The organism is Streptomyces sp. NPDC033221 (assembly GCF_055577005.1).
In genome coordinates this window covers 266,846-276,055 of sequence record NZ_JBVIQN010000012.1, presented here as the reverse complement: position 1 = coordinate 276,055, position 9,210 = coordinate 266,846, and the positions used below count along the sequence as shown (strand labels likewise).

The 9,210-nt window shown below is 72.0% G+C and carries 8 protein-coding genes; 6 read left to right on the top strand and 2 right to left on the bottom strand.

The features are described from left to right. Positions 1-88 precede the first annotated feature (88 nt). Both ACZ53K_RS18770 and ACZ53K_RS18765 read right to left on the bottom strand, forming a co-directional pair. The gene (locus ACZ53K_RS18770; RefSeq protein ID WP_468837488.1) at positions 89-604 is read right to left on the bottom strand and encodes a lytic polysaccharide monooxygenase auxiliary activity family 9 protein; all 516 of its coding nucleotides are present in this window, start codon (positions 602-604) and stop codon (positions 89-91) included. 290 nt (positions 605-894) lie between these two features. Continuing rightward, positions 895-1,356, bottom strand: coding sequence for an SCP2 sterol-binding domain-containing protein (locus ACZ53K_RS18765; protein WP_468837486.1), 462 nt, complete (start codon positions 1,354-1,356; stop codon positions 895-897). A gap of 328 nt (positions 1,357-1,684) precedes the next feature. Here ACZ53K_RS18765 and ACZ53K_RS18760 point away from each other — a divergent pair, with 328 nt between their 5' ends. From ACZ53K_RS18760 to ACZ53K_RS18735, 6 genes are all read left to right on the top strand, one after another. Next, positions 1,685-2,188, top strand: coding sequence for a hypothetical protein (locus tag ACZ53K_RS18760; protein WP_468837484.1), 504 nt, complete (start codon positions 1,685-1,687; stop codon positions 2,186-2,188). A 228-nt stretch (positions 2,189-2,416) separates the two neighbouring features. Continuing rightward, positions 2,417-3,262: a 2-keto-4-pentenoate hydratase gene (locus tag ACZ53K_RS18755; protein WP_468837482.1), complete on the top strand. Its 846-nt coding sequence runs from the start codon at positions 2,417-2,419 to the stop codon at positions 3,260-3,262. 109 nt (positions 3,263-3,371) lie between these two features. Beyond that, positions 3,372-3,704: a putative quinol monooxygenase gene (locus ACZ53K_RS18750; protein WP_468837480.1), complete on the top strand. Its 333-nt coding sequence runs from the start codon at positions 3,372-3,374 to the stop codon at positions 3,702-3,704. A gap of 412 nt (positions 3,705-4,116) precedes the next feature. Next, positions 4,117-5,691 carry an AMP-binding protein gene (locus ACZ53K_RS18745; protein WP_468837478.1) on the top strand — a complete coding sequence of 525 codons (1,575 nt, stop codon included), beginning with the start codon at positions 4,117-4,119 and terminating at the stop codon, positions 5,689-5,691. Between the two features lie 215 nt (positions 5,692-5,906). Next, on the top strand, positions 5,907-7,376 hold the full coding sequence (locus tag ACZ53K_RS18740; protein ID WP_468837475.1) for an aldehyde dehydrogenase family protein: 1,470 nt from the start codon (positions 5,907-5,909) through the stop codon (positions 7,374-7,376). Next, positions 7,364-9,019, top strand: a complete 1,656-nt coding sequence (locus ACZ53K_RS18735) for an APC family permease (RefSeq protein ID WP_468837527.1) — start codon at positions 7,364-7,366, stop codon at positions 9,017-9,019. Before ACZ53K_RS18740 ends, ACZ53K_RS18735 begins: the two co-directional genes overlap by 13 nt. The last annotated feature ends 191 nt before the right edge of the window (positions 9,020-9,210 follow it).

Here is a 9,210-nt window from a genome sequence, read left to right as displayed (position 1 = left end):
GGGGGGGGGGGGGGGGGGGGGGGGGGGGGGGGGGGGGGGGGGGGGGGGGGGGGGGGGGGGTTCCCCCCCCCCCCCCCCCGCCCTGGCGTCAGCGTATGTTGACGTCGATGCAGGCGTAGAACGCGTTGGAGGTGTCCGCGACGTTCCAGACGGCGAGCACCTTCTGCTTGCCCTTGATGCCCTGGAAGTTGACGTTGTGCGTGACGGTGGCGGGCGGCTTGGCCCCGTGGTCGTTCACCTCCGCGATCTTGCGGCCGCCGATGAAGTACTGCCAGGTGCTGGTGCGGTGCTGGGCCGTCAGCCGCCAGGTGAAGCTCTGGGAGCTGCCGACGGAGGTCGCCTTCCAGCCCTTGCTGTCGTCGTCCAGCTCTCTGAACTGGGCGTTGCCGCCGCTGCAGCTCTTGAGGCCCTTGGGCCCCTCGACGCTCTGCGGCTCCCACTTGATGGGCCCGCACGAGACGGTGCCCGCCGCGCACTGGGCCTGACGGCTGGCCGGGGCGTTGACATAGCCGTGGGCGCTGGCCGAACCCGCCGGCAGGGTCACGACGAGGAGCGGAGCCAGCGCGGTGCCGATGGCCGTGGCGATCTTCCTCTTCTGGTGCATGTCGACTCCTTCACGGTGGGGGCCCGGCGCGGGGCAGGCGCGTACCGCCGCTGTCGCGTGGTACGTCGGCCCGGCGGGCCCCGCTGGTGGGGGTGGGGTGACGCGAAGGTGTGGTGCCGACGCGCGAGGACCGCGGCCGCCCCGAAGTGCAGTGCCGACTCCACGGGGAAGGCCGGATTCCCGCTCGCCAATTGGTCTAGACTTTACTGATGGGCCAGCCCCGGTCAAGGGGGTGGACATCAACTCGTCCCGCCCCAGGCGTCACCCACGCCCCACCGGCAAGTGCCCCTTCACACCTTGGGAATGGCGAAGTACCGGTTCATGCCGGCGGCCAGCCCCAGGTCACCGGAGACCTTGATCTTGCGCTTGAGGACCATCGTCACCGGATTGCCGTTGCCCGACACCAGCCGCAGGAACTCCGCGTCGCCCAGGGTCAGCGTCAGCCGCGGCTCGGCCGTACCCACACCCTCGCGGACCGTGCACACCCCGTCCGCGAGGGTGGTCTCCCAGACCGCCTCCCGCTCGCCGGTGATCCGCCAGCGGATCACCGCGTGCACCCCGGCCGCGGCGTCCGGACGGAACTGCCGCCCCATCCTGCCGAAAACCTCGCCGAGCACCCGCTCCCGCAGCTCACCCCGCGCCAGCTCGGTGATCTCCTTGGTGGACAGCCCCTTCACGATCCGCGCGAACTCCTCGGGCGAGACGCTCGCGAAGTCGAGCTCGGCCAGCAGCGACCTGACGTCTTGGGCCACGGCACTCTCCTCATCACACGACTGCTACCCCTGCATGGTGCACGGGCACCACCGCGCGGCGCCCGCCGGGGCCCGCCGACGGCGCGTCCCGGCTCCCCCACCGGCCACTTCCGGCCGCCGGCGCCACGGTTCACGCCGTTCCCCCGGAACGTCCGGCGGCCAGAGGGTTCGCGGCCCGCCCGCCGGATACCCGTCGGCCGTGCACCGCGCGGAGGCGGCCGTTCCGGCGTACCCGCCTCTCCTCCCGCGCGGCGCACCCGGCAGCGGCCGCCGCCGTCCGCACGGCGTACCGGCGGGAGGGGAGGCACCCGTGAGAAGGAGCGTCACCATGCCCGCACACCGGACCGTCCGCCGCGCCGCCCTGGCCGCCGCTCTCTCGGCCTTCGCCGTCACCGCGCCCGCCGGGTCGAGCGCCGGCGCCGTGCCCGCCCCGGCACCGGCCGACGACCGGGCCGAGGTGCCCACCCGGAGCGGCCGTACGGACTCGGCCGTCGACCGGGTCGCCGACTTCTACGGCAGCTACCTCGACGCCGTGACCGACGACGGGCGCGGCGCGCTGGCCCTGGCGCTGCGCGCCCACTACCTCACCCCCGAGCTGCGGGCCCGCCTGGGCAACTGGGAGCAGCGGGAACACGCGGACGGCGTGTTACGCGCCCAGGACACCCCCACGGCCTGGCGCGTCACCTACAACGACAGCGCCATGGGCCGCGCCTGGACCCGGGTCCGCCTCACCTGGGGCGGCCCCGAACAGCCGCGTCACACCCGGCTGCTCGTCACCTCCGACCTGAACAGCCTGCGCATCACCGACATCCAGCCGGACACCGGGCAGTAGCCGCACCGGCGCGCGGCCCGCGGGCGCCCGTACGCACATCGCCGGCGGGCCCATGCGGCCGCCCCCTCGAACTGATCGCCATGACAGCCGCGTTGATCCGATACCGTGCCGGGGAAGATCTTCGGCAGCAGCACGTCCGGCACCGGCCGGAAGGCGGCGAGCACTCCCTGGGCTTCCTCTCCGGACCGGGCCATGCCCGTGTACGTATGTGAAGGACGAGGGAGCACAGTGACACTCGCAGCGAGTACGACCGCACACAGCACCGAAGCGACCGGGGGCCCGGCACGTACGGCCGTCGAGGCGGCGTCGAGGCGGCTGCTCGACGCGCGGGCGACGGGCGTGCCGTGCGCCCCGGTCCGCGACCTGATCGGTACGGACATCGAGGCCGCCTACGCGGTGCAGGAGATGTTCACCCGTTCCCGGCTGGCGGACGGCGCGCGCCTCACCGGCCGCAAGATCGGCGTCACCAGCCCCGCACTGCAGGCGCAGTTCGGCACCGACGCACCGGACTTCGGCATGCTGTTCGCCGACATGGCGGTGCCGGACGGTGCGGAGATACCGGCCGGGGCGGTGCTCCAGCCGAAGGCCGAGGCGGAGGTCGCCCTGGTCCTGGAGAGCGATCTGACCCACGAGCGGCACACGGTCGCCGATCTGCTGCGGGCGGTCGCGTTCGCGCTGCCCGCGATCGAGGTCGTCGGCAGCCGTGTCCGGGACTGGGACATCACCCTGGCCGACACGGTCGCCGACAACGGGTCCGCCGGAATGTACGTCCTCGGCACCCGGCCCGTCCCGCTCGACGCGGTGGACCTGCGGCGGGCCGGGATCGTGATCGAGCGGCACGGCGAGCAGGTCTCCGCCGGCACCGGGGCCGGCGGTCCGAGCCACCCGCTGCACACGGCCCTGTGGCTGGCGGACGCGCTGGTCAGGGCCGGGCGGCCACTGCGGGCCGGGGACACCGTGCTGACCGGGGCGCTCGGCCCGGTGGTGGACGCCGCACCCGGCGACGCCCTGGAGGTGCGCATCGACGGGCTCGGCGACGTACGGGTGGCCTTCGCCCGCGAGAGCGAGGGCTGAATCACCCCGGATCTGGCGACACGTCCTGGTTTCTGACCCGGTGTTACGGCCCCGGGGCGGCGGTGGGATAGGTTCGTTCGACATTCCGTTCGCCTTGGAGGTCGCAGGTATGCCGGTCGTAGTCGCCACGGTCAGGACGAAGCCCGGCGAGCTGGAGACGGCACTGGACGTCTTCCGCTCGCACGCGCCCGCCGTCCACGAGGAGGACGGCTGCCTGCTGTACGCGGTCCACGCGGGAGAGGACCGGGTGGTGGTCGTGGAGAACTGGGCGGACGGTGCCGCGCTGGACGCGCACTCCCGTGGCGCCGCGCTCGCCGGGATCGCGGCCGGGGTGTCCGGTCTGCTCGCCGCGCCGATGGATATCGCCGTGCTGGACGCCGTCCCGATGGGCGACCCGGGCAAATCCGCTCTTCGAGCACACCGCCCGGAGCGACTTCCTTAAATCGCAGGTAAATACTCCGTCAATTCCCCACCGACGAAAGCGCGCCATTTCGGACGGTACGCATTTCTCGTGAGCGGCCATCGCGGCGATACGCGTGGCCGCTTCCGTCCGTCTACCGTCCATACCGCCCCGCACCCCGCTGACCGGCCATTTCCGCACCGCCCGCGAACGCGCCCGAGACGTCCGCGACCTGCTGCTCCGTAAGCCGGAAAGGCCCGACCACCGAGGTGCCGCCCACCCGGGTGCCGGCGCCCGGCCCCCGCGGTTGGCCAAATGTCCGCGTCTCGGTAAAAGGCCCGCCCACATGCGTTCGGGTGAACTTGGAACCCTTGATCGACGACCGTTAGCATGGAAATGGTTGTCCGGGGCAACTACCTAGCCGTCATGCCCCGGAATCAAGGAGGAATCACCTATGCCCGACACCGCGCACGACTTCCGCACCTACGTGGAGGAGAACCTCGACGCCCTGGGTGCCGACCCCGGGCGCGTGGCGCTGGTGCACCAAGGGCGACGCGTCACCGCGGGTGAGTTCCGCGCCCTCGTCCACCGCATGGCCCGCGCGATGCGCGGTCAGGGCATCGACCGTGGCCAGACCCTCACACTGCTCAGCGGCAACCTGCCCGAAACCCTCGCCGCCCGCTACGCCGCCAACCTCATCGGCTGCCGGGTCAACCACCTCTACAACAAGCTCTCCGCCGAGGTGCAGGCCACCATCGTCAAGGACGTGGAGACCGGCGCGCTGATCGTCGACCCCCGCTTCGACGACCGCGCCGCCGAGCTGACCACGCTGGCGCCGGTGCCGACCGTACTGACCCTGGGCCCCGCGAAGTCCGGCACCGACCTGCTGGAACTGGCCGCCGCCGAGAGCGACGAGCCGTTCCCGAGCCTCGCGCAGCCCGAGGACATCTGCACCATCCGCCACACCGGCGGCACCACCGGCCACCCCAAGGGCATCTGCACCACCTACGGGCAGGTCCGGTCCTTCGTCGCCGACAACGACGAGGACGCCGGCGACGCCAAGGTGATCTGGGAGCGCCCCTCGGACGAGGAGCCGGCCCACCTGCTGGTGTGCACCACGCTGGCGCACGCGGGCGGCATGATGGCCGACGTCACCCTGCGCGAGGGCGGCCTCGTGGTGCTGCACGAGGACTTCGACCCGGCCGAGGTGCTCGCGACCGTCGAGCGGGAGCGCATCACCCACCTGTTCCTGCTGCCGCCGCTGCTCTACCAGCTCACCGACCACCCGGACGCGGCCACCACCGACACCTCCAGCCTGCGCTGCCTGACCTACGGCGGCTGCCAGTCGTCGCCGGCCCGCATCGCCGACGCGATACGGCGCTTCGGCCCGGTGCTGGTGCAGTTCTACGGGCAGAACGAGGCCGGCGGGATCAGCGTGCTGCCCGCCGCCGACCACGACCCGGACAACCCGGAGCGGCTGCGTTCGGCCGGCCGTGTCCTGCCCAACGTCGAGGTGGCGGTCCGCGACGAGAACGGCCGTGACCTGCCGCGCGGCGAGCACGGCGAGATCTGCATCCGCTCCGGGAGCATCATGCAGGGCTACTGGAAGCAGCCGGAGCTGACCGCCGAGGTGCTGCGCGACGGCTGGCTGCACACCGGCGACATCGGCTTCCTGGACGACGAGAACTACCTGACCATCGTCGACCGGCTCAAGGACATGATCGTCGTGGTGGGCGGCCATGTGTACACCACCGAGCTGGAGGACCTCCTCAACACCCACCCGCAGGTCTCGCAGAGCGCCGTCTTCGGCGTGCGCGACGAGGACCGGATGGAACAGGTGTACGCGGCCGTGGTGCCCGCCGCCGGGGAGAGCGTCGACGAGGACAGCCTGCGCACGATGGTGCGCGAGGCACGCGGCGCGATGTACGAGCCGGCCCATATCCGGTTCGTCGACACGCTGCCGCTGACCGACGCCGGCAAGCCGGACAAGAAGCAGCTGCGCGAGCTGGCGACCCGCGAGGCCGCCTGACCCCGCGCGCACGGCCGGACCGGCCCCTGCCTCACGGAGGCGGGGGCCGGTCCGTTCGTACGCCAGGCCACCGCCCGCGGGCCCGCGGGGAAGCCACCCGGAGCAGCGCACCATGCGTGCGCACCACCCCCCGCCTACGCTCGGTACACAGATCGTCACCATCGGGCTGTCCGGCCGGGCCGCCCGACCGCGAGCACAGGCACGGAGGCTCACCCATGCCGGAGCTGTTCATCGGGGGTCAGTGGACCGCCGCGGCCGACGGGGAGGTACGCGAGATCCGCTGCCCGGCGGACGGCACGCCGGTCGCCACCGTCGACGAGGCGGGTGCCGCGGACGCGGCCGCCGCCGTCACCGCGGCCCGCGCGGCGTTCGACGACGGGCCGTGGCCGCACACCCCGGCCGCGGAGCGCGGGGCGCTGCTGCTGCGCGTCGCCGGTCTGCTGGAGCGGGACAAGGACACGTACGCGCGTGCCGAGTCCCTGGACACCGGCAAGCGGTTCGTGGAGAGCCAGTACGACATGGACGACATCGCGAACTGCTTTCGCTACTTCGGCAACCTGGTCGCGTCCGGCAACGACGGCCGGGTGGTGGACACCGGGCAGCCGGAGGTCGACAGCCGGGTGGTGTACGAGCCGGTCGGCGTCTGTTCCCTGATCACGCCGTGGAACTACCCGCTGCTGCAGACCGCCTGGAAGGTGGCCCCGGCCGTCGGCGCGGGCGACACCTTCGTCCTCAAACCCAGCGAACTGACCCCGCACACCGCGATCCTGCTGATGCGGACGCTGGCCGAGGCCGGGCTGCCGGACGGGGTGGCCAACCTGGTGCTGGGCGCCGGCGGCGCCGTCGGCGCGCCGCTGACCACCGACGAGCGAGTGGACCTGGTCTCCTTCACCGGCGGGCTGGTCACCGGGCGGAGCATCATGGCCGCCGCCGCGCCCACCGTGAAGAAGATCGCGCTGGAGCTGGGCGGCAAGAACCCCAACCTCGTCTTCGCCGACACCGACTTCGACACCGCCGTCGACTACGCGCTGATGGCGGTGTTCCTGCACTCCGGGCAGGTCTGCTCGGCGGGGGCGCGGCTGCTGGTCGACGACGAGCTGCACGACGACTTCGTGGACGAGCTGGTGCGCCGGGCGCGGGCGATCCGGCTGGGCGGGCCGTTCGACGAGGACGCCCGCACCGGGCCGCTGATCTCCGCCCAGCACCGCGACAAGGTGGAGAAGTACGTGGCGGCGGGCCTGGCCGAGGGCGCGGTGCTGCGCTGCGGCGGTGCGCGCCCCGACGACGCGGCGCTGCGGGACGGTTTCTACTACCTGCCGACCGTGCTGGACGAGTGCTCCCCCGGCATGTCGGTGATCCGCGACGAATCGTTCGGCCCGGTACTGACCGTGGAGCGGTTCCGTACCGAGGACGAGGCCGTGGCGCTGGCCAACGACACCGTCTACGGGCTGGCCGCCGGCGTGTGGACGCAGAGCGTGGAGCGTTCGCACCGGGTGGCTGCCCGGCTGCGCGCCGGAACCGTGTGGATCAACGACTTCCATCCGTACGTACCGCAGGCCGAGTGGGGCGGTATGAAGCAGTCCGGCGTCGGGCGGGAGCTGGGCCCGGCCGGACTCGGGGAGTACCAGGAGGCCAAGCACGTGTGGCGCAACACCGCGCCCCGGCCGCAGCGGTGGTTCGAGTGAGCGGCACCGGGCCGGCGGCGAGCGGCCCCGCGCCGGACGGCGGGAAGGCCGATGAGGAGGCGTACGGCAACGGCACCGCGCCGGCCGACGCCGCCGACAGCTCCGACGACAGCTCCGACGACGAGTCGCTCGCGGAACTCGGCTACAAGCCCGAGCTGAAGCGCACCCTCGGCAACTTCCACACCTTCGCGGCCGGCATCAGCTACATCTCCATCCTCACCGGCACCTTCCAGCTCTTCTATTTCGGTGTGAACCACGGCGGGCCCGCCTACTGGTGGTCCTGGCCGATGGTCTTCTGCGGCCAGCTGATGGTGGCCCTGTGCTTCTGCGAGCTGGCCGCCCGCTATCCGGTGGCCGGATCGGTCTACAACTGGGCCAAGCAGCTGGGCGGCCCGCACGTGGGCTGGCTCGGCGGCTGGATGATGATGACCGCGACCATGGTGTCGCTGGCCGCCGTGGCGCTCGCCTACCAGGTCACGCTGCCGCAGATCTCCTCGTTCTTCCAGTTCATCGGCGACGGCTCCGGGAAGACCGACCACGCCGCCAACGCCGTGCTCCTCGGCGCCGTACTCGTCGTCTTCACGACGCTCATCAACGCGTTCGGCGTCAAGCTGATGGCCCAGATCAACTCCGCCGGTGTGGCCATCGAGCTGGTCGCCGCGCTGGCGCTGATCGTGCTGCTGGCCGCGCACATCACCCGCCCGCCGAGCGCGGTGACCGAGACCTACGGGCTGGCCGAGGGCCAGTCGCTGGGCTACCTCGGCGCGTTCCTCACCGCGTCGCTCGCCTCCGCCTACGTCATGTACGGCTTCGACACGGCGTCGTCGCTCGGCGAGGAGTCCAAGGACCCCGGCCGCAACGCGCCGCGCGCGATCCTGCGGGCGCTGTTCGCGTCGTTCCTCATCGGCGGGCTGATCCTGCTGTTCGCGCTGCTGGCCACGCCCGACCTGCACGCCAAGGAGCTGTCCGTGGACGGCCTCCAGTACGTCGTGCTCAGCACGCTCGGCTCGACCATGGGCCAGATCATGCTGTGGTGCGTGGTCATCGCGATCACGGTGTGCGCGCTGGCCGTGCACACCGCCGGCATCCGGCTGGCGTTCGCCATGGCCCGGGACACCAACCTGCCGGCCGCCTCGCTGCTCGCCCGGGTCAGCCCGCGCTTCCAGACACCGGTGGCGCCCGCGGTGATCATCGGGTGCATCGCGGTCTGCATCCTGCTGATCAACGTCAACCAGCCGCAGATCTTCTCGGTGATCACCAGCATCGCGATCATCATGATCTATGTGGCGTATCTGATGGTCACCGTGCCGATGCTGGTCCGGCGGCTGCGCGGCCAGTGGGAGCCGGCCGAGGGGAAGTTCTCGCTGGGCAGGTTCGGGCTGCCGGTCAACATCCTCGCCGTGCTGTGGGGCACCGCGATGGCCACCAACCTCGCCTGGCCGCGCCCCGAGGTCTACAACGCGACCGGCCCGCAGCACTGGTACCTGCGCTGGGGCGCGTTCCTGTTCGTCGGCATCGTCGCCGTCGGCGGGTTCACGTACTACTGGTTCGTGCAGCGCAAGCACACCTGCGTACTGGCCGGGCACGCCGCCGAGACCCCGGACGACGAGCCCGAGGACCCGGCCGCTCCCGCCTCCTCCTGACACCGGCCCGGATACCGGGCAGGGGCGCACCGCGCGGGGCCGACGGCCCGGCGGTGCGCCCCTGACGCGTCCGGCCGGACAAGCGGAATATCCCCCTCCGCCAGCTCGGCGCACACCTGTACCGATCTGTGACACAAATATCCGTTTCTTCAGGCAACCGATCATGCGGTGTCACCCGTCTGCATGTACGG

Excerpts from the sequence above, each read along its gene's own strand:
- ACZ53K_RS18770 (WP_468837488.1), bottom strand. The coding sequence starts at position 604 with ATGCACCAGAAGAGGAAGATCGCCACGGCCATCGGCACCGCGCTGGCT.
- ACZ53K_RS18760 (WP_468837484.1), top strand. The coding sequence starts at position 1,685 with ATGCCCGCACACCGGACCGTCCGCCGCGCCGCCCTGGCCGCCGCTCTC.
- ACZ53K_RS18750 (WP_468837480.1), top strand. The coding sequence starts at position 3,372 with ATGCCGGTCGTAGTCGCCACGGTCAGGACGAAGCCCGGCGAGCTGGAG.
- ACZ53K_RS18745 (WP_468837478.1), top strand. The coding sequence starts at position 4,117 with ATGCCCGACACCGCGCACGACTTCCGCACCTACGTGGAGGAGAACCTC.
- ACZ53K_RS18740 (WP_468837475.1), top strand. The coding sequence starts at position 5,907 with ATGCCGGAGCTGTTCATCGGGGGTCAGTGGACCGCCGCGGCCGACGGG.